This window comes from Ideonella sp. (genome assembly GCF_035254525.1).
Taxonomy (GTDB): Bacteria; Pseudomonadota; Gammaproteobacteria; order Burkholderiales; family Burkholderiaceae_C; genus Ideonella.
This window is the reverse complement of the sequence record NZ_DATFAN010000172.1, coordinates 1-18,863: the sequence shown is the minus strand read 5'-3', so window position 1 is coordinate 18,863 and position 18,863 is coordinate 1. Positions and strand designations below refer to the sequence as shown.

Annotated in this window: 18 protein-coding genes; 10 read left to right on the top strand and 8 right to left on the bottom strand. The window is 68.1% G+C overall.

Features of this window, described 5'->3' with window-relative positions:
* The first annotated feature begins 16 nt into the window (after positions 1 to 16).
* Together VJ693_RS18140 and VJ693_RS18135 are read left to right on the top strand one after the other, a co-directional pair.
* Positions 17 to 1,138, top strand: coding sequence for a beta-ketoacyl-ACP synthase III (locus VJ693_RS18140; RefSeq protein WP_324156415.1), 1,122 nt, complete (start codon positions 17 to 19; stop codon positions 1,136 to 1,138).
* 11 nt (positions 1,139 to 1,149) lie between these two features.
* A complete protein-coding gene (locus VJ693_RS18135) occupies positions 1,150 to 1,839 on the top strand; it encodes a hypothetical protein (protein WP_324156413.1) in 690 nt (229 codons plus the stop codon).
* Between the two features lie 19 nt (positions 1,840 to 1,858).
* Here the strand turns inward: VJ693_RS18135 and VJ693_RS18130 are convergent, their stop codons facing one another.
* Both VJ693_RS18130 and VJ693_RS18125 read right to left on the bottom strand, forming a co-directional pair.
* On the bottom strand, positions 1,859 to 2,599 hold the full coding sequence (locus VJ693_RS18130; protein WP_324156411.1) for an HAD family hydrolase: 741 nt from the start codon (positions 2,597 to 2,599) through the stop codon (positions 1,859 to 1,861).
* Positions 2,596 to 3,519: an aminotransferase class IV gene (locus VJ693_RS18125; RefSeq protein WP_324156409.1), complete on the bottom strand. Its 924-nt coding sequence runs from the start codon at positions 3,517 to 3,519 to the stop codon at positions 2,596 to 2,598. The genes VJ693_RS18130 and VJ693_RS18125 overlap by 4 nt, the downstream gene beginning before the upstream one ends.
* A 91-nt stretch (positions 3,520 to 3,610) precedes the next feature.
* On the opposite strand from VJ693_RS18125, the gene VJ693_RS18120 reads away from it, so the two are divergent.
* Positions 3,611 to 4,309 (top strand): hypothetical protein, encoded by a 699-nt coding sequence (locus VJ693_RS18120; protein ID WP_324156407.1) that lies wholly within the window; start codon positions 3,611 to 3,613, stop codon positions 4,307 to 4,309.
* Between the two features lie 115 nt (positions 4,310 to 4,424).
* On the opposite strand, the gene acnB is transcribed toward VJ693_RS18120, so the two are convergent.
* The 4 genes from acnB to VJ693_RS18100 form a co-directional block, all read right to left on the bottom strand.
* Positions 4,425 to 7,016 carry a bifunctional aconitate hydratase 2/2-methylisocitrate dehydratase gene (gene acnB, locus VJ693_RS18115; RefSeq protein ID WP_324156405.1) on the bottom strand — a complete coding sequence of 864 codons (2,592 nt, stop codon included), beginning with the start codon at positions 7,014 to 7,016 and terminating at the stop codon, positions 4,425 to 4,427.
* Between the two features lie 166 nt (positions 7,017 to 7,182).
* Positions 7,183 to 7,746 carry a hypothetical protein gene (locus VJ693_RS18110; protein WP_324156403.1) on the bottom strand — a complete coding sequence of 188 codons (564 nt, stop codon included), beginning with the start codon at positions 7,744 to 7,746 and terminating at the stop codon, positions 7,183 to 7,185.
* A 150-nt stretch (positions 7,747 to 7,896) separates the two neighbouring features.
* Positions 7,897 to 8,922, bottom strand: coding sequence for an HpcH/HpaI aldolase/citrate lyase family protein (locus VJ693_RS18105; protein WP_324156401.1), 1,026 nt, complete (start codon positions 8,920 to 8,922; stop codon positions 7,897 to 7,899).
* A 67-nt stretch (positions 8,923 to 8,989) separates the two neighbouring features.
* Positions 8,990 to 9,976 carry a malate dehydrogenase gene (locus VJ693_RS18100; RefSeq protein ID WP_324156399.1) on the bottom strand — a complete coding sequence of 329 codons (987 nt, stop codon included), beginning with the start codon at positions 9,974 to 9,976 and terminating at the stop codon, positions 8,990 to 8,992.
* Positions 9,977 to 10,193: 217 nt separating this feature from the next.
* Here VJ693_RS18100 and VJ693_RS18095 point away from each other — a divergent pair, with 217 nt between their 5' ends.
* The 7 genes from VJ693_RS18095 to gltA all read left to right on the top strand — a co-directional run bounded on the left by VJ693_RS18095 (position 10,194) and on the right by gltA (position 16,090).
* A complete protein-coding gene (locus VJ693_RS18095) occupies positions 10,194 to 10,961 on the top strand; it encodes a GntR family transcriptional regulator (RefSeq protein WP_324156397.1) in 768 nt (255 codons plus the stop codon).
* A 139-nt stretch (positions 10,962 to 11,100) separates the two neighbouring features.
* On the top strand, positions 11,101 to 11,553 hold the full coding sequence (sdhC, locus tag VJ693_RS18090) for a succinate dehydrogenase, cytochrome b556 subunit (protein WP_324156395.1): 453 nt from the start codon (positions 11,101 to 11,103) through the stop codon (positions 11,551 to 11,553).
* 23 nt (positions 11,554 to 11,576) lie between these two features.
* Positions 11,577 to 11,939, top strand: a complete 363-nt coding sequence (sdhD, locus tag VJ693_RS18085) for a succinate dehydrogenase, hydrophobic membrane anchor protein (RefSeq protein ID WP_324156393.1) — start codon at positions 11,577 to 11,579, stop codon at positions 11,937 to 11,939.
* A 65-nt stretch (positions 11,940 to 12,004) separates the two neighbouring features.
* The gene (gene sdhA / locus VJ693_RS18080; RefSeq protein ID WP_324156447.1) at positions 12,005 to 13,711 is read left to right on the top strand and encodes a succinate dehydrogenase flavoprotein subunit; all 1,707 of its coding nucleotides are present in this window, start codon (positions 12,005 to 12,007) and stop codon (positions 13,709 to 13,711) included.
* Positions 13,712 to 13,734: 23 nt separating this feature from the next.
* Complete coding sequence (locus VJ693_RS18075; protein WP_324156391.1) at positions 13,735 to 14,442, top strand: succinate dehydrogenase iron-sulfur subunit; 708 nt, start codon at positions 13,735 to 13,737, stop codon at positions 14,440 to 14,442.
* A gap of 25 nt (positions 14,443 to 14,467) precedes the next feature.
* Positions 14,468 to 14,740 (top strand): succinate dehydrogenase assembly factor 2, encoded by a 273-nt coding sequence (locus tag VJ693_RS18070; protein WP_324156389.1) that lies wholly within the window; start codon positions 14,468 to 14,470, stop codon positions 14,738 to 14,740.
* A 39-nt stretch (positions 14,741 to 14,779) separates the two neighbouring features.
* A complete protein-coding gene (gene gltA / locus VJ693_RS18065; protein ID WP_324156387.1) occupies positions 14,780 to 16,090 on the top strand; it encodes a citrate synthase in 1,311 nt (436 codons plus the stop codon).
* Positions 16,091 to 16,234: 144 nt separating this feature from the next.
* On the opposite strand, the gene VJ693_RS18060 is transcribed toward gltA, so the two are convergent.
* Together VJ693_RS18060 and VJ693_RS18055 are read right to left on the bottom strand one after the other, a co-directional pair.
* Entirely contained in the window at positions 16,235 to 17,122 is an 888-nt protein-coding gene (locus VJ693_RS18060) for a MipA/OmpV family protein (protein ID WP_324156385.1), read from the bottom strand.
* Between the two features lie 37 nt (positions 17,123 to 17,159).
* Positions 17,160 to 18,863: FAD/NAD(P)-binding protein (locus tag VJ693_RS18055; RefSeq protein ID WP_324156383.1), on the bottom strand; the 1,704-nt coding region annotated here is incomplete at its 5' end.

Below are 18,863 nucleotides of genomic sequence, written 5' to 3'. Positions count from 1 at the left end.
TGCACGTGTATCCATCATGACCCGAGTCGTCATCAGCGGCACCGGCCTTTACCGGCCACCGCACGTCATCACCAACGCCGAGCTGGTCGAGGCTTTCAACGCCTACGCCGCGTTGCAGAACGAAAAGAATGCGGCCGCCATCGCCGCCGGCGAGTTGCCGGCGATGGTGCCGTCCAGCGTCGAGTTCATCGAGAAGGCCTCGGGCATCCAGCAGCGCTACGTGATCGACAAGCAAGGGGTGCTGGACCCCACCCGCATGTACCCTCGGTTCAAGGAGCGGCCCGACGACCAGATCTCGCTGATGGCTGAGATCGCCGCCGACGCGGCGAACAAGGCGCTCGCCGCGGCCGGCAAGACCGGCGCGCAGGTCGACATGGTGCTGTGCGCGGCGGCCAACATGCAGCGCGCCTACCCGGCGATGGCCATCGAGATCCAGCAGGCCATCGGCGCCGGCGGCTATGGCTTCGACATGAACGTGGCCTGCTCGTCGGCGACCTTCGCGATCGAGCAGGCGGCCAATGCGGTGCGCTCCGGCACCGCGAACTGCGTACTCGTCGTGAACCCCGAGATCACCTCGGCCCACCTCGAATGGCGCGACCGCGACTGCCATTTCATCTTCGGCGATGTCTGCACGGCGGTGATCGTCGAGCGGGCCGACACGGCGACCTCGGCCGACTGCTGGGAGATCGTCGGCACCAAGCTGGCCACGCAGTTCTCGAACAGCATCCGCAACAACTTCGGTTTCATGAACCGGGCCGAAGACAGCGACCCGAACGCGCGCGACAAGACCTTCCGCCAGGAAGGGCGCAAGGTCTTCAAGGAGGTGGTGCCGCTGGCCGCCGCCCACATCGAAGCGCATCTGGCCGCACTGGGCTTCGAGCCGACCGCGGTGCGCCGCTTCTGGCTGCACCAGGCCAACCTGGGCATGAACCAGCTGGTCATCAAGCGCCTGGTCGGCAAGGAGGTCGGCGACGACCTCGCCCCGCTGATCCTGAACGAATACGCCAACACCGCATCGGCCGGCTCGATCATCGCGTTCCACGAGCACCGGGCCGACCTGGCCCGCGGCGACCTGGGCGTGGTCTGCTCCTTCGGGGCCGGCTATTCGATCGGCAGCGTCGTGGTGCGCAAGCTGTGATGGGGCCGGTGATGCGCAAGCGGGCGCGCGTGGCGTTCGGGGGCCTGGCCTTGAGCCTGCTGCCCGTGTTGGCCGCTGCCCAGGCCGGGGCAGCGCCCAAGACGCTTGGCGGTGCAGGTGCCGCCAAGGGCGCGTTGATGACGCGCGGCGAACTGCGCACCTGCCTGAAAGAGCAGGGCGCGCAACAGGCCCGCGCCGCCGAACTGGAGCAACGGCGCGCCGAGATCCGTGCCGAAGCCGATGCCGTTCGCAAGCAGAAGGAATCGGTGCAGGCCGAGCGCGATGCCTATGCCGCCAAGGCCGAGCAGGCGCAAGGGTTCAAGGCGCGCGTCCAGGCGCATGGCGAGCGCGTCGCGCTGTACAACCAGCAGGTGAAGGAATTCACCGACAACCCGCCCAGGGGCGCCGACGCCGAGCGCCAGCGAGGCCAGATGGAGGCCGAGGGCGATGCCCTGGCCAAGGCCGACGCGGCGATCAAGGCCGAGGCGGCGCAATGGACTGCGACGATCGAGCCGCTGCGCGCGACGCTGGCCGAGCACGTGCAGGCCCAGCAGGCGGCGGCCGCCGCGGCCATCGAGCACCACCGGGCCTTCAACGACGAGGCCAAGGCCCACGACGATCAGCTGGCGGCCTGGCAGGCGCGCTGTGGCAACCGGCCCTACCTCGAGGCCGACGAGAAGGCCGTGCGCGCCGGGAAGTAGCGCTGGAAGCGAAACCCTGCTAGCCGAGCACCAGGCGACAGGCCCGCAGCCGTTCGTAGGCCGGCCGGCAGGCCTCGGCGACCGCGAGGTCCGCGCCCTCCAGCCGCGGTGAGCGGGGGCGCCACGGTTCGAAGCCCGTCGATCGCCAGACGGCCTCGTACCAATAGGGCGCCCAGATGCCGTCGCTGCCGCGGCGGCCGGGTGGCCAGGCCAGCATGCGCTCGGTGAACGCGATGCCCAGCCGCTCGCACAGCGCCTGCAGGTAGGCATGGGGCGAGCGCAGGAAGTCGTCGGCATCGATGACCGGCGGGGCTTTGCCCAGGCGCTCGGCGACCTCGTCGAACAAGGCTGCTTGTTGCAGCAGACCGATGTCGGGCGGCGCCACGGTGGCGCGCGACTTCAGGTAGGACTCGACCACCTGGGCCGGATCGCGAATCAGGAACACGTTCGACAGGCCATGGACCCAGGCCGTGCTCATGCCAGGGAGCAGGTGATGGGTCATGTGCTTCTGGTACCAGACCGGCTGGCCGCCGGGGGCCGGGCCGCTGCTCAACGCGGTGGCGACGCGTTCGGCGTCCGTATCGCCGGCTGCGATGATCTCGTCGCGCCCGGGGTGGTCCAGGCCCGTGGCAGCCAGGTAGGCGGCGTACAACGGCTCATCGGAGACGGCGCAGTCGCCGCGGTTCTCCCAGGCACGCATCATCGCCGTGGAGATATTGCGCGGGCCGCTCCACATCGCCACGCGACGAACCGGTTTCATCGCGCGCGCCCGGCGATGTCGCGCTGCACCAGCTCGCGGTACAGGCCCTGCAGCCGCACGACCATCGGCCCAGGCAGCGGGCCGTCGAAGCCGCGGCCGTCGACCGAGCGCACCGGCACCACGCCGGCAAAGGTGCCGGTGCAGAAGGCCTCGTCGGCGCCGTAGACCTGGGTCAGGCTGAAGTTCTTCTCGAACACCGGAATGCCGGTCTCGTGGCAGACCTGGATCACGTTCGAGCGGGTGATGCCGCCCAGGCAGTAGTCACCGGTCGAGGTCCAGACCTCGCCCTTGCGCACGATGAAGAAATGGGTCGAGTTGCAGGTCGCGACGAAGCCGTGCGGGTCCAGCATCAGGGCCTCGTCGGCGCCGGCTTCGGTGGCCTGGATGCAGGCGGTGATGCAGTTGAGCTTGCTGTGGCTGTTGAGCTTCGGATCCTGCACGTCGGGGAAGCCGCGCCGAACGTGCACGGTGAAGAGCTTCAGGCCCGCGGCGAGCGTCTCGGGTTTGGCGAGCTTCCATTCGGGCAGGATCACGACCGTGGCGGGCCCGACCGTGACGCGCGGATCCTGGTAGGGCGTGCGCTTGACGCCACGGGTGACCATCAGCCGGATGTGCACGCCGTCGTTCATGCCGTTGGCTAGCAGCGTGTCGTAGATCGCGCGGGTCAGCTCGTCACGCGTCAGGCCGATCTTCAGCGCAATGGCTTTCGCGCCCTCGTACAGGCGATCGAGGTGGGCATCGAGGAACACCGGATGCCCGCCGACGACGCGCAAGCCCTCCCAGACGCCGTCGCCGAGCACGAAGCCGCTGTCGAAGACCGAGACGGTGGCGTCAACCCGGGATTTGAGCGTGCCGTTGATCCAGATCCGGATGCCGGCGTTGCGCGGGTCGTCGTGAAAGTCGTGGATGCTTTGTGACATGTGCTTTCCCGAAAGTAGCCAGCGAGCCGGCGAAGGGCAGTGGCATGATGCGCGCCTTGGGCCACGAGCCCAGACGATTCAAGAGGATCCCATGAAGCGAACCGAATATTCTTTCGTTCCCGGCGGCCTTCTCGCCGCATTCGTGCTGGCCGCGGCCATCCAAAGCCCGGCCCTGGCCCAGACCGACACCAAGACCTTGTCGGGCAAGACGGGCACCGGCAAGGTCATGACGCGCGACGAGCTGCGCGCCTGCATGAAGCAGCAGGAATCACTGGCCCAGCGCAAGACCGAGCTCGAGACGCGCCAGAACAAGATCGCCGCCGAGCGCATCGAGATCCAGAAGGAGACCGACGCGATCAAGGCCGAGCAGGAGGGGCTGTCATCGCGCAAGGGCGCGGTCGACGCGCTGAACGCCCGCATGACCGCGTTCTCGGACAAGGTGAAGGACCTGCAGCAGCGCCGTGACACCTTCGAGGCCTCGGGCCGCGGCGGCCCAACCGCCGAGCGCGAGCGGCGCAAGCTGGACAAGGAAGCGGCCGACATCAAGAAGGAAGAGGCCGAACTGAACGCCGAGCGCGAAAAGATCCAGGCCGGCGGCAACGACGCCGTCGACAAGCTGAACGCCCGCGTCGAAGCGCAGCAACAGGTCGCCCAGGGCTGGAACGACCGCAGCAAGAAGCTCGGCGCCGACCAGCAGGCCTACGAGGACGACCGCATCAACTGGATCGACTCGTGCGGCAACCGCCGCTATCGCGAGGACGACGAGAAGGCCATCAAAGCCGGGAAGTAGAGCCCCCACGCCCCCTTCCGGGGGCTGCCCCCCATGGGGGTTCTCGCGCAGCGGACCGGCGGAGCCGGATCCGCGCACGCCACTTGGAGGGGGCGGCGCTGCGCGCGCCCTGTTGTTAGACCGTTACTGCTTTCGCGGCGTCGGCGTACTCTTCGATCTGGTCGAAGTTCATGTAGCGGTAGACGCTGGCTGCATCCTTGTTGATGATGCCCATCTCGGCGTGGTACTCGGCCACGCTCGGGATGCGGCCCAGCTTGGAGGCGATCGCGGCCAGCTCGGCCGAGGCGAGGAACACGTTCGAGTTCTTGCCCAGGCGGTTCGGGAAGTTGCGCGTCGAGGTCGAGATGACGGTGGCGCCTTCGCGCACCTGCGCCTGGTTGCCCATGCACAGTGAGCAGCCCGGCATTTCGGTGCGCGCACCGGCGGCGCCGAACGAGGCGTAGTGGCCTTCCTTGATCAGCTCGCTCTCGTCCATCTTGGTCGGCGGCGCAACCCACAGCTTGACCGGGATGTCACGCTGGCCGCCCAGCAGCTTGGCCGCCGCGCGGAAGTGGCCGATGTTGGTCATGCACGAGCCGATGAAAGCCTCGTCGATCTTGGTGCCGGCCACGTCGGACAGCAGCTTGGCGTCGTCCGGGTCGTTCGGGCAGCACAGCACCGGCTCCTTCAGCTCGGCCAGGTCGATCTCGATCACCGCGGCGTACTCGGCGTCCTTGTCGGCCTCGAGCAGCTTCGGGTCGGCGAGCCAGGCTTCGACCGCGCGGATGCGGCGCTCCAGCGTGCGCTTGTCCTGGTAGCCGTCGGCGATCATGTTCTTCATCAGCACGATGTTGCTGGTGAGGTACTCCTTGATCGGCTCGGGGTTGAGCTTGATCGTGCAGCCGGCGGCCGAGCGCTCGGCCGAGGCGTCCGACAGCTCGAAGGCCTGTTCGACCTTCAGGTCCGGCAGGCCCTCGATCTCGAGGATGCGGCCCGAGAAGATGTTCTTCTTGCCCTGCTTGGCGACGGTCAGCAGGCCGGCCTTGATCGCGTAGTAGGGGATCGCATGCACCAGGTCGCGCAGCGTGACGCCGGGCTGCATCTGGCCCTTGAAGCGCACCAGCACCGATTCGGGCATGTCCAGCGGCATCACGCCGGTGGCGGCGCCGAAGGCCACGAGGCCCGAGCCGGCCGGGAACGAGATGCCGATCGGGAAGCGGGTGTGCGAGTCGCCGCCCGTACCCACGGTGTCGGGCAGCAGCAGGCGGTTCAGCCACGAGTGGATCACGCCGTCGCCGGGGCGCAGCGCGACGCCGCCGCGGTTGCTGATGAAGGCCGGCAACTCGCGGTGGGTCTTCACGTCGACCGGCTTCGGGTAGGCCGCGGTATGACAGAAGCTCTGCATCACCAGGTCGGCGCTGAAGCCCAGGCAGGCCAGATCCTTCAACTCGTCGCGGGTCATCGGGCCGGTGGTGTCCTGCGAACCGACGGTGGTCATCTTCGGCTCGCAGTAGGTGCCGGGGCGAACGCCCTGGCCTTCGGGCAGGCCGACCGCCCGGCCGACCATCTTCTGTGCCAGCGTGAAGCCGGCCTTGGTCGCCACCGGCGGCTGGGGCAGGCGGAACAGGGTGGAAGCGGGCAGGCCCAGGAACTCGCGCGCCTTGGAGGTCAGCGAGCGGCCGATGATCAGGTTGATGCGGCCGCCGGCGCGCACTTCGTCGAGCAGCACGTCGCTCTTGAGCGCGAACTCGGCGACGGTCTGGCCGTTCTTCACGACCTTGCCGTCATAGGGCCGCACGTCGACCACGTCGCCCATCTCGAGCGTGGACACATCCACCTCGATCGGCAGGCTTCCCGAGTCTTCCTGCGTGTTGAAGAAGATCGGGGCGATCTTGCCGCCGAGCGTCACGCCGCCGAAGCGCTTGTTCGGCACGTAGGGGATGTCTTGCCCGGTGGCCCAGATCACCGAGTTGGTCGCGCTCTTGCGGCTGGAGCCGGTGCCGACCACGTCGCCGACATAGGCCACCAGGTGGCCCTTCTTCTTCAGGTCCTCGATGAACTGCATCGGGCCGCGCTTGCCGTCTTCCTCCGGCTTGAAGGCGGCGCCTTCGCGCGTGTTCTTCAGCATCGCCAGGTAGTGCAGCGGGATGTCGGGCCGGCTCCAGGCGTCCGGCGCGGGCGACAGGTCGTCGGTGTTGGTCTCACCGGGCACCTTGAAGACGGTGACGGTGATGCTCTTGGGCACTTCAGGACGCGAGGTGAACCACTCGGCGTCGGCCCAGCTCTGGATGACCTCCTTGGCCTTCGCGTTGCCGGCGCGGGCCTTCTCGGCGACGTCGTTGAAGAAGTCGAACATCAGCAGCGTCTTCTTCAGGCCGGCAGCGGCCACGCCCGCGACCTCCGGGTCATCCAGCAACTCGATCAGCGGGTGCACGTTGTAGCCGCCGACCATGGTGCCCAGCAGCTCGGTGGCCTTGGCCTTGCTCACCAGCCCGACGGTGAGATCGCCGTGCGCGACGGCGGCCAGGAAGCTCGCCTTGACCTTGGCCGCGTCATCCACGCCCGGCGGCACGCGGTGGGTCAGCAGGTCCAGCAGGAACGCCTCTTCGCCGGCCGGCGGGTTCTTGATCAGTTCGATGACGTCGGCGACCTGCTTCGCATCGAGTGGCAGCGGCGGGATGCCGAGCGCGGCGCGTTCGGCGGCATGTTGGCGATAGGCTTGCAGCATGGCGGGCTCCTGGAGGACGATGGGCAAGGGTTTCTACGATATTTTATATCTTATATAAGACTTGCCAAGCACCGGGAATCGGGGCCGTTGATTCTGCGGCAGCCCGGGGCCCCAGAAAGCAGAAAGCCCGGCGGGTGCCGGGCTTCTCGGGCGAAGGGCGGCTGCCTCAGCGCGGGGTGGGCGCTGCCGTGGCACCGGCTACGCCGCCGTCGCCGCTCATCAGGCCGGCGGTCGGTTTGCCTTCGGCCGCCTTCTTGGCCAGGGCCTGCTTCTCGTGCACGCATTCGTCGACCATTCGACGTCCGGCCTTCACGTCCATCAGCATCGACTTGTAGGCGATCTGCAGCAGCAACGCCTGGCCCTTGACGTCTTCCAGGCGCAGCGCGCCGGTGGACGAGAGCACCGGCTTCATCGTGAACTTCTGCTTGCCGAAGCTGACATCGACATAGCCCTCGTACTTCGGGTTCATCGCGACCTCGATCGACTGGTTCATTTCGCAGTCGTAGTGGCCGAAATGCGTCATCGAGGCGGCGGCGTTCTGCTCACCTTCGGCCGGCGGCAGCGGCGCTTCCACGGGAGCCTTGGGCGCAGGTTTGGCGGCGGCCTTCTTCGTGGGCGCCGGCTTGGCGACCGGGGTGGCCGCCGGCGGGGTGGCGGCGACGGCGGCGCCCGCGACCCACAGGGTGGCGATGGCAAGGCTCAAGGGGCGGAACGACAGGCGTGGCATCAAGGGGGAACTCCGACAGTTCAGGACAACGAGGGAATTGTGTCGCCCGGGCCCGGGGCAGGGGTGACTGAACGTTTCAGCGGCTCACCGGGCGTGTGCAGATGCGAAGAATGTCACGCCATGCACGCCGGCTCAAGCGGCACTTGCGGCATTTCACGCAAAGAACGCGAGCCGTACCTCGGCCGGCAACTGCGGCCCGCCCGCGAACGACGTGCGGTGCGCGCGCTGCAGCACCTGCCAGAAGTAGCGGTAGCTCGCCCGGTCGTGCAACTGCTCGCGGCCCCGCGGGCCGTGGCGGATCGGCGCCCAGTGTGCGGCCTGGGCGGCAGTGATGATCTCGATCGCCTGGTCGATCTCGGCCGCGCTGGGGGCGAAGGCATCGATGATCGGGCGGATCTGATCGGGGTGGATGCTCCACATGCGCAAGTAGCCGAGTTGACGTGCGGCGCGCTCGGCGGCGGCCTGCAGCGCCGCCTCGTCCTTGAACTCGGTGACCACGCAGTGCGACGGAATCTTCGCGTGGCCATGGCACGCGGCGGAGATTTCCAGCTTGGCGCGCACGACCAGCGGGTGCTCGAACTGGCCCTGCGCGCTCATCGCCGAATGAGGGATGGCGCCGCGGTGCGCCGAGACGAAGTCCATCAGCCCGAACGAGAGCGACTCGATGCGCGGGTGCGCGGCCAGCGCCTGCACCTCGCGCAGCGCGCCATGCGTCTCCACCAGGGCGTGCAGCGGGATCGTGCGCGTGATGCCGGCCGCCTGCGCAACGCGGTCGACCGCCGCGACGGCCGTGTCGATGTCGGCCACGCCATTCGGCTTGGGGATCATCAGGTAGGCCATGCGCGTACCGGCACGTGGCAGCAGCGCCTCGAGCATCGGCCCGAAGGCGGGGTGATCGACCGGCACGACCCGTGCGCCGACGCGGCCGTGGGCGTTCAGCGGCGAATCGATCAGCTCGGCGATCAATTGCGCATGCTCGACCTCGCCGCCGACCGGCGCGCCGTCCTCGCCATCCAGGGTCACGTCGAAGGCGGGCCCAAGTTCGGCCTGCAACTGCAGGCTCTTGCGCATCCGTGCCTCGACGCCGCAGTAGTGGTCGCACACCGGCAGATCGGGCAAGGTGGCTTCGCCGGCGTCGACGAGCGCCTGGTTCGGGTGGATCGGTGCAGGGTTGGTCATGGCGGCAAAGAAAAAGGCCGGGCCGCTTCTCGCGGGCCCGGCCCTGTAGCTTACTGCGCGGCGCGGTTCAGAGCAGGTGCTTGACGCCGTCCTGCTCACCCTGCAGCTCGGCCAGGGTCTTGTTGATGCACTCCTGCGAGAACGCATCGATCGGGAGGCCCTCGATGATCTTGTACTCGCCGCCGGCGCAGGTGACCGGGAAGCCGAACATCACGTCCTTCGGGATGCCGTATTCGCCGTTGCTCGGCACGCCCATCGTGACCCAGCCGCCGTTGGTGCCCAGCGCCCAGTCGCGCATGTGGTCGATCGCGGCGTTCGCCGCCGACGCGGCCGAAGACAGCCCGCGAGCTTCGATGATCGCGGCGCCACGCTTGCCGACCGTCGGCAGGAACACGTCCTTGTTCCAGACCTGGTCGTTGATCATGTCCTTGACCGAAGCGCCGTCGATGGTGGCGAAGCGGTAGTCGGCGTACATCGTGGGCGAGTGGTTGCCCCACACGCACAGCTGCTTGATCGAGGCGACCGGCTTGCCGGTCTTGGCGGCGACCTGGCTCAGCGCGCGGTTATGGTCCAGCCGCAGCATGGCGGTGAAGTTCTTGCGCGGCAGATCCGGCGCGGCCTTCATCGCGATGTAGGCGTTGGTGTTGGCCGGGTTACCGACCACCAGCACCTTCACGTTGCGCGAGGCGACGGCGTTCAGCGCCTTGCCTTGGGCGGTGAAGATCGCGCCGTTGATCGACAGCAACTCCGCGCGCTCCATGCCCGGGCCGCGCGGGCGCGAACCGACCAGCAGCGCATAGTCCGCGTCCTTGAAGGCGGTCATCGGGTCGGCGTGGGCTTCCATGCCGGCCAGCAGCGGGAAGGCACAGTCCTCAAGCTCCATCATCACGCCCTTGAGCGCCTTCTGGGCCTTCTCGTCGGGGATCTCGAGCAACTGCAGGATCACGGGCTGGTCCTTGCCCAGCATTTCGCCGGAGGCAATGCGGAACAGCAGGGCATAACCGATCTGGCCGGCGGCGCCGGTGACGGCGACGCGGACGGGCTTCTTGCTCATGGTGAGTCTCCGAGGGGATGAGGAAGAGATGGGGAAGGATGGGGGAATCGGATCGCGCGCCCGCCCACGGGCCGGCGTTCAGCCGGCGGGGCGAGCGGGGTCCGCAAGTGTAGCCCGCCCACCCCGGGTTGACCCTCGGTTTCTGTTATTCTTATGTCTTATATAAGACACAGTTCTCGATGGACGCCGGGCACCGCCCGTGCTGCAATCGCCCACCATGCCCGCCGATCCGCCGTCCACCGAGTCCGCCAGCCCCGCGCCGGCCGCCGGCCCGGCTTTCAGTCCGCTGTACCAGCAGATCAAGCTGTTGCTGGTCAAGAGCCTTCAAAGCGGCGAGTGGAAGCCCGGCGAGGCGATCCCGAGTGAGCTCGAACTGGCCGGCCGCTTCCGTGTCAGCCAGGGCACGGTGCGCAAGGCGATCGACGACCTCGCGACCGAGAACCTGCTGGTGCGCCGCCAGGGCAAGGGCACCTTCGTGGCGACGCATGCCGAAGAGCAGATCCAGTACCGCTTCCTGCGGCTGATGCCCGACGACGGTCCGGTCACCGGCATGGCGCGCCATTTCCTCGATTGCCGCCGCATGCGCGCCCCGGCCGAGGTGGCGCGCGCGCTCGGGCTGAAGTCGGGCGAGCCCGCGCTGATGGTGCGGCGCACGCTGTGGCGCAACGGGCAGCCGGTGGTGCTCGACGAGATCTGGCTGCCGGCCCACCTGTTCAAGGGCCTGACCGCAGAGCGACTCGCGCAGTACGCGGGGCCGATGTACGGCCTGTTCGAGACCGAGTTCGGCGTGCGCATGATCCGCGCCGAGGAAAAGATCCGCGCCGTCGCTGCCGACGAGGCCACGGCCGAACTGCTGCAGGTGCCGCCGGGCTCGCCGCTGCTCAGCGTCGAGCGCCTGTCGCACACCTATGGCGACAAGCCGGTCGAGCTGCGCCGGGGCCTGTACAACACCACCTCCCACTACTACCGCAATGAGTTGAGCTGAATCGTGCTGCGCTGCCGCGCACCGGCCCCCGGAAAGGCCGGCGAAAGCTTGTTGCGCTGCAATAGAATCGATTGGTTTCACTGCGATTACGCCCCGCTTCCCACCCCAACGACAAGAGCGCCACCCCAAGGACCCGCCCATGGCCAACACGCTGCCTGATTCGCCTGCCTCATCCGCCAGGCGCCCGGAGTTCCGCAACATCAATGCGTTGTCGGACCTGCCCCACTACCGGTTGCCCGTCGCCGGCATCGTCTCGATCCTGCATCGCATCAGCGGCCTGCTGCTGTTCCTGCTGATGCCCTTCGTGATCTGGCTGTTCGACGTCAGCGTCACCTCCGAGGTCTCCTACGAATCGTTCCGCAGTGCCTACCTCGCCGGCCTGGGCATCTTCCCGGGCTGGTTCGTCAAGCTGGTCACGCTGGGCCTGGTCTGGGGCTACCTGCACCACTTCATCGCGGGTGTGCGCCACCTCTGGATGGACATGACGCACAGCGTCTCGAAAGAGCAGGGCAAGAGCTCGGCGGTGGCCACGCTGGCGATCAGCCTGGTGCTGACCGTGCTGCTGGGCGCCAAGCTGTTCGGTCTGTTCTGACAACAACAAGCCTGGGAATTCACATGGCAATCAACCACGGTTCCAAGCGCCTGGTCGTCGGCGCGCACTACGGTTTCCGCGACTGGCTGGCGCAGCGCGTCACCGCCGGCCTGATGGCGCTGTTCACGGTCGTGCTGCTGCTGCAGGTGCTGCTCGGCGGCCCGATGGGCTACGACAGGTGGGCCGGCATCTTCGCCGCCCAATGGATGAAGGTCTTCACCTTCGTCGTCATCGTCTCGCTGCTCTACCACGCGTGGGTCGGCATGCGCGACATCTGGATGGATTACATCAAGCCGGTGGGTGTGAAGCTCGCCTTGCAGGTGTTCACCATCGTGTGGCTGGTCGGCTGTGCCGGCTGGGCGATTCAAGTGTTGTGGAGACTGTGAACGTGGCCGCCTCGATTTCCAAACGCAAGTTCGACGTGGTGATCGTCGGGGCCGGTGGCTCCGGCATGCGCGCCTCGCTGCAGCTGTCGCTGGCCGGCCTGAACGTGGCCGTGCTGTCCAAGGTCTTCCCGACCCGCTCGCACACCGTGGCCGCGCAAGGCGGCATCGGCGCGTCGCTCGGCAACATGAGCGAGGACAACTGGCACTACCACTTCTACGACACCATCAAGGGCTCGGACTGGCTGGGTGACCAGGACGCGATCGAGTTCATGTGCCGCGAAGCGCCCAAGGTCGTCTACGAGCTCGAGCACTTCGGCATGCCGTTCGACCGCAACCCCGACGGCACGATCTACCAGCGCCCGTTCGGTGGCCACACCGCCAACTACGGCGAGAAGCCGGTGCAGCGCGCCTGCGCGGCGGCCGACCGCACCGGCCACGCGCTGCTGCACACGCTGTACCAGCAGAACGTCAAGGCACGCACCAACTTCTTCGTCGAGTGGATGGCGCTCGACCTGATCCGCGACGCCGAGGGCGACGTGGTCGGCGTGACGGCGCTCGAGATGGAGACAGGCGAGCTGCACATCCTCGAAGCCAAGACGGTGCTGATGGCCACCGGCGGCGCGGGCCGCATCTTCGCTGCGTCGACCAACGCCTTCATCAATACCGGCGATGGTCTGGGCATGGCGGCGCGTGCCGGCATCCCGCTGGAAGACATGGAGTTCTGGCAGTTCCACCCGACTGGCGTGGCCGGCGCGGGCGTGCTGCTGACCGAAGGCTGCCGCGGCGAAGGCGCGATCCTGCGCAACAGCAATGGCGAGCGCTTCATGGAACGCTACGCCCCGACGCTGAAGGACCTGGCGCCGCGCGACTTCGTCTCGCGCTCGATGGACCAGGAGATCAAGGAAGGTCGCGGCTGCGGTCCCAACAAGGACTACGTGCTGCTCGACATGACCCACCTGGGCGCCGAGACCATCATGAAGCGGCTGCCCTCGGTCTACGAGATCGGCCACAACTTCGCCAACGTCGACATCACGAAGGAACCGATCCCCGTGGTGCCGACCATCCACTACCAGATGGGTGGCATCCCGACCAACGTGCACGGCCAGGTGGTCGTGCCCAAGGGCGGTGTGCCGAATGCGGTCGTCAACGGCCTGTATGCGGTGGGCGAGTGCTCCTGCGTTAGCGTGCACGGCGCCAACCGCCTGGGCACCAACTCGCTGCTCGACCTGGTGGTATTCGGCCGTGCGGCCGGCAACCACATCGTCGACGCGGCTCTCAAGACGAAGAACCACAAGCCGCTGCCGGCCGACGCGGCCGACCGGACCCTGGCCCGGCTGGCCCGCCTGGATGGCGCGAAGAACGGCGAGTATGCGCAGGACGTGGCCAACGACATCCGCGCGACGATGCAGAAGCACGCCGGCGTGTTCCGCACCCAGGCCATGATGGACGAGGGTGTGAAGCAGATCCGCGAGGTGGCCGAGCGCGTGAAGTCGATCGGCCTGAAGGACCACTCCAAGGTCTTCAACACCGCGCGCATCGAGGCGCTGGAGGTCGAGAACCTGATCGAGGCCGCGCAGGCCACGATGACCTCGGCCGCGGCGCGGCCCGAGAGCCGCGGCGCTCACGCCCACAACGACCACCCGAGCCGCGACGACGTCAATTGGCTCAAGCACACGCTGTGGTATTCGGAAGGCAACCGGCTCGACTACAAGCCGGTCAACCTGACGCCGATGACAGTCGAGTCCGTGCCGCCCAAGGCCCGCACGTTCTGAACCGCACAGCCGAGAACCAGACCATGAGTGACAAGCGCACGTTCGAGATCTACCGCTACGACCCGGACAAGGACGCCAAGCCTTACATGCAGACCATCGAGATCGAGCTCGATGGCCATGAGCGCATGCTGCTGGACGCCCTGATCAAGCTGAAGGCGGTCGACCCGACGCTGTCGTACCGCCGTTCCTGCCGCGAGGGCGTGTGCGGCTCGGATGCGATGAACATCAACGGCAAGAACGGCCTGGCCTGCCTGACGAACATGCGCACGCTGCCGGCCAAGATCGTGCTGCGGCCGCTGCCGGGCCTGCCGGTGGTGCGTGACCTGATCGTCGACATGACGCAGTTCTTCACCCAGTACAACTCGATCAAGCCCTACCTCATCAACGACAACCCGCCGCCCGAGAAGGAGCGGCTGCAGTCGCCCGAGGAACGCGAGGAGTTGAACGGCCTGTACGAGTGCATCCTGTGCGCGAGCTGCTCGACGAGCTGCCCGAGCTTCTGGTGGAACCCGGACAAGTTCGTCGGCCCGGCCGGCCTGCTGCAGGCCTACCGCTTCATCGCCGACAGCCGCGACGAAGCCACCAGCGAGCGCCTGGACAACCTCGAAGACCCGTACCGCCTGTTCCGCTGCCACACGATCATGAACTGCGTCGACGTCTGCCCGAAGGGCCTGAACCCGACGAAGGCGATCGGCAAGATCAAGGAACTGATGGTGCGTCGGGCGGTGTGACATTCAGGTTTCAGCAAACCTCGTGATGGAAACTGCTGCTCTCCTGCCTGCTGGCGACCTGGGCCGACTGAAGTGGCGCTGCCGCCGGGGGCTGCTCGAGAACGACCTGTTCGTCGAGCGCTTCTTCCGGCGCCATGAGGCGGGCCTGACGCTGGCGCAGGTGCAGGGACTGCAAGGCTTGATGGACCTGTCCGACAACGATCTGCTCGATCTGTTGCTGGGCCGCAAGGAACCCGCCGGCGAGCTGGATCGCCCGGAAGTGAAGGAAGTGCTGGCGATGATGCGCCAGCCCGGCTGAGCGCCGGTACAGAAGAGATTAGTTCGAAAGGAACCGACGATGACCCCGTCCGACGTGAAAGCCACCCTGTCGTTCTCCGACGGCAGCCCCAGCATGGACCTGCCGATCTACAAGGGCACGATCGGCCCGGATGTGATCGACATCCGCAAGCTCTACGGCCAGACCGGCAAGTTCACCTACGACCCGGGCTTCCTGTCGACCGCGTCGTGCAACTCGAGCATCACCTACATCGACGGTGACAAGGGCGAGTTGCTGTATCGCGGCTACCCGATCGAGCAACTCGCGGTGAACTGCGACTTCCTCGAAACCTGCTACCTGCTGCTGTACGGAGATCTCCCGAACGCCCAGCAGAAGCAGGATTTCACCGCCCGCGTGACCAACCACACGATGGTCAACGAGCAGATGCAGTTCTTCCTGCGCGGTTTCCGCCGCGATGCGCACCCGATGGCCGTCATGACCGGCCTGGTCGGCGCGCTGTCGGCCTTCTATCACGACTCGACCGACATCAATAACCCCGAGCACCGCGAGATCGCCGCGATCCGCCTGATCGCGAAGATGCCGACGCTCGTGGCCATGGCCTACAAGTACACCGTCGGCCAGCCCTACATCTACCCGAAGAACGACCTCTCGTACGCCGGCAACTTCATGCGCATGATGTTCGCCACGCCGTGCGAGGAGTACAAGCCGAACGACGTGCTGGTGCGGGCGATGGACCGCATCTTCACGCTGCATGCCGACCACGAACAGAACGCGTCCACCTCGACGGTGCGCCTGTGCGGCTCGTCGGGCACCAACCCGTTCGCGGCCATCGCGGCCGGCGTGGCTTGCCTGTGGGGCCCGGCGCACGGCGGTGCCAACGAGGCCTGCCTGAACATGCTCTACGACATCCAGAAGCAGGGTGGCGTGGCCCGCATCGGCGACTTCATCGCCAAGGTCAAGGACAAGAATTCCGGCGTCAAGCTGATGGGCTTCGGCCACCGGGTCTACAAGAACTACGACCCGCGCGCCAAGCTGATGCGCGAGACCTGCCACGAGGTGCTGGGCGAACTGGGCCTGGGCAACGACCCGTTGTTCAAGCTCGCGATGGAACTCGAGAAGATCGCGCTGGAAGACGAGTACTTCGTCGCCCGCAAGCTCTACCCGAACGTCGACTTCTACTCGGGCATCGTCCAGCGCGCGATCGGCATCCCGGTGCCGCTGTTCACCGCGATCTTCGCGCTGGCCCGCACGGTCGGCTGGATCGCGCAGCTCAACGAGATGATCGGCGACCCGGAGTACAAGATCGGCCGCCCGCGCCAGCTCTTCGTCGGCTCGGCGCCGCGCGACGTGTTGCCGCTGCATCAGAGGTAGCGCCCACGCCCCCTTCCGGGGGCCGCCCCCAGGGCCCGACAAGGGCCCCTTCGTGGCCCTGGGGCCCGCGCAGCGGACCGGCTTCAGCCGGATCCGCGCACGCCACTTGGGGGCAGTGGCGCTTCGCGCACTGCACACTGCCTCTTACTTCACGCCGGGCTGCTCTGAGCGGAAGGCGGTCCAGGTCAGCGTGATGGCCAGGATCGGATCAACCACGCGGCCCACCAGCGGGCTGGATTCGTTGGCGCCGCCGCGCACGCTCTCGATGCTTGCGTGCAGGCCGAGGCGCAGGTCGGTGTCGATCGGCTTCGACCACGACATGCCCAGCCGCGTTGCCACCAGGCCGGGCTTGGCCGCGTAGGCAGGGCGGGTCGGGGTGACGTAGACCGGATCGACGCCGTAGTACATCTCGTTCAGCGCGCGGCTGCCGAACAGGGCGCCGGCATGGAGCGATGGCGTCCAGTCGCCGATGGGTGGCAGCCGCCAGCTCAGGCGCGGCTCGAAGGACATCCCCACGTAGTCGAAATCCCGGTCGGCATCGAACACCGCGCGCAGCGGCAGGTCCAGCCGCCACGGCGAGCGCTGGCCGTCTTCGGGCAACTCGCCCAGGTTGATCCTCAGGCTCGGGCCGATCTCGGCCAGCGTGCCGATCGCCGGCATGCCGGCGCGCGCGCCGGTGTCGAGGCCGTCGGAGCCGAAGGAGGCGGCAGCGCTGAAGTCCAGCTCGGTGCGCGGTGTGCGCAGCGCGCGCAGGCCGGCCGAGCCGCCTTCGAGGCGGACGATCGGCCCGCGGTAGGTCACGAAGGGCAGCAGGGTCGCGTTGCTGCTGCGCCGTGCCGCGCCCGGGTAGACCGCGTGGTGGGCGGCAACCGCGAACAGCCCGGCGGTCCAGAGTGCCGGTACCTCGTCCGGGCCGTCGCCATCGGCGGCAGGCGGGCCGGCGGCGGGCGCGGCGGAAGTCTGCGCACCGGCCGGCGGCGAAGCCAGCAGGGCAAGCGTGAAGGCGATGGTGCAGGCGAGCAGTTGGCGCATCAGCGGTGAAGCGGGAGGGAGGGTGATGAAGCGGTCGTCAGCCCAGGCCGATACCGGCGGGATCCGGACCGGGCACACGATGCCAGGCCGGCAGCCGGGCGCGCGGCAGCAGCTCCTGCACCGCTCGCGTGGCCTGGTCGATGGCACTGTGGGCATACGCGTAGGCGCCGGCATCGCTGTTGGCGATCGCGACGCGCCCCCACCCCTGGCGGGCGCGCTCGCAGGGCAGCGGCCCGCGCGGCCAGTAGCGATCCCACGGGCGCATGTACTCGTAGGCATAGCCGTGCGCCCAGCGGTTGACCGTGATCGCCTCGATGTCGCGCGCCGCATCGAAGCCGAATTCGCCCAGCGCCGACTGCAGAAGCGTGCGCACCTGCGTCTCGAGAAAGTCGAAGCCCCAGCCTTGCAAGGCCGCCCGGCCTTGTGCGGCCTGGGCGCGGGCCGGCTCGCCGTTGCCCGGCACGACGACCTTGCCCAGGTGCAGCAGGATGGGTTCGTCGGGCGACTGGGCAAAACGCTGCGACCCCATGCTGACCGGGAAGTCGAGCGCGACGTCGCCCCAGAAGCCGTCGACGACGCCGAGACCGCGCAGGCCGGCGCGCTGCCAGGCGCGCCAGTTCGACAACAGCACCGTCGTGTAGAGCAGGGGCACCTTGACCTGGTCGTTCAGCGCGACGGTCTGCGCCTTGGGCAATTCGTCGGTCAGGCGCGCGATCACCCGGTGCCAGCAGGCGAGCAGCACCTGCCGCGCGCGCACGAGCCGCAAACGGCCGTGCGCATCGACATAGCGCAGTTCGACCTGTTCGGCCCGGTCGGGCGGGCCGAGGTGGCGCAGGCCGACGACGGTGGCTCCGAGGCGGATGCGCACCGGCTCGTCGTCGGCGTCGAGCCGGGTGCGGTCGAGCGGGACGTCGACCAGCGCTTCCATGCCGTCGCCCGGAAGGGCCGAGGGGATCAGCGATCGCACCAGTGCCCGCGCGACGCCGGCATTGCCGTCGGGAAAGTGGTAGATGTACTCGTCGCGGCTGGCCATCAGCTGGCGCCCGCTGGGCGACATGCGCGCATCGACCGCCTCGCCCAGGTCCAGGCCGCCGAAACCGGGCAGGCCGGCGGCCCAGGCATCGAGCGCGCTGGTCGCATCGATGCCGACGCCGAAATAGCCCTGGGTCTCGACCTGGAAGTAGCGCAAGGCGGCCGGGTGGGCCTGCCAGGCCCGCGACAGGAAATCACCGTAGGTCATGCCGGCCAGCGCGGCGCGGCGCGCGGCGCGCGTGCGCAGCTCGGGCAGCACCTGGCGCGGCGGCCCGAGCAGCGCGGCGAGGCTGGCCTGCGCGGCCGGCGGCAGCGGGGTGCGGGCCAGCCAATCGGCGGCCGGCTCGTCGGGGGCGTGACGCACCAGGCGGTCCATGCCCCAGGCCTCGTGGCCGAAGAACAGGCCGCGCTGCGTCAACCCGTGGCGCTCGGCCCAACCCCGGTCGTAGAACCCGGCCTCGAAGCGCTGCAGGTCGATGCCGAGGTCGGCCAGCAGGCCGCGGGCGGCGGGCGAGAACAGGCTGGGTGAATCGAGTGACTGCGAGCCGCCATAGCCGACCAGCTTGGTGCCCGAGCGCGAGACGAATTCGTTGCGGCGCGCGTGGCCACCGATGTCGTCCAGCGCATCGAGCAGCAGCATGCGCGCCGGCCGGCCGACGTGCTGGCGGAAGAGGTGGGCGCCGGCCAGGCCGCTCAGGCCCGCGCCGAC